Source organism: Anaeromassilibacillus sp. An250, assembly GCF_002159845.1.
Taxonomy (GTDB): domain Bacteria; phylum Bacillota; class Clostridia; order Oscillospirales; family Acutalibacteraceae; genus Anaeromassilibacillus; species Anaeromassilibacillus stercoravium.
The window spans coordinates 1-645 of the sequence record NZ_NFJK01000072.1 but is presented as its reverse complement, the minus strand read 5'-3'; the positions used below and the strand labels follow the sequence as shown (position 1 = coordinate 645).

Below are 645 nucleotides of genomic sequence, written 5' to 3'. Positions count from 1 at the left end.
GACAGGATGCCGAACACACCGCTCTGGCGGCGTTCCTCGGTCAGAAGCGCCAATCCGTGCGCCTTCGCGTCGCGCACGGATTTGACCTTGAACGGCTTGCCGTCCTTCTCGATTTTGCCGGACTCAATCGCACGCAGGCCGAACAAAGCCTCGACCATCTCGGTACGCTGCGCGCCTACCAGGCCGCCGATGCCCAAAATCTCGCCCTTATGTAGTTCAAACGACACATGCTGGAACGACTTCGGCAGCGGAGAGCACAGGTCCTCCACCTTGAAGACGACTTCTTTTCCCGGTGTATAGGTCTTCGGCGGGAAACGGTTCGTCATATCGCGGCCGACCATGCGGCTGATAATCAGGTCCGTTGTCAGCTCGCTTGCCGGCCAGGTGCCGACATAGGTGCCGTCTCGCATGATCGTCACTTCGTCCGAGATCTTCAGGATCTCTTCCATCTTGTGCGAGATGTAAATGATGGCGCAGCCTTTTGCCTGCAACTGACGGATAATCTTGAACAGGTGCTCTGTCTCGTTGTCCGTCAACGAAGACGTCGGTTCGTCCATAATGATGATCTTCGAATTGTAGCTAACTGCCTTCGCAATCTCCACCAGCTGCAAGTTGGATGCAGACAGCGTGCCCGCCAGCACCTCC

1 pseudogene is annotated in these 645 nt (G+C 56.9%); it reads right to left on the bottom strand.

The window, feature by feature from the left end:
• Nucleotides 1-645 (bottom strand): annotated as a pseudogene (locus B5F54_RS17195) (sugar ABC transporter ATP-binding protein); the annotation flags it as partial.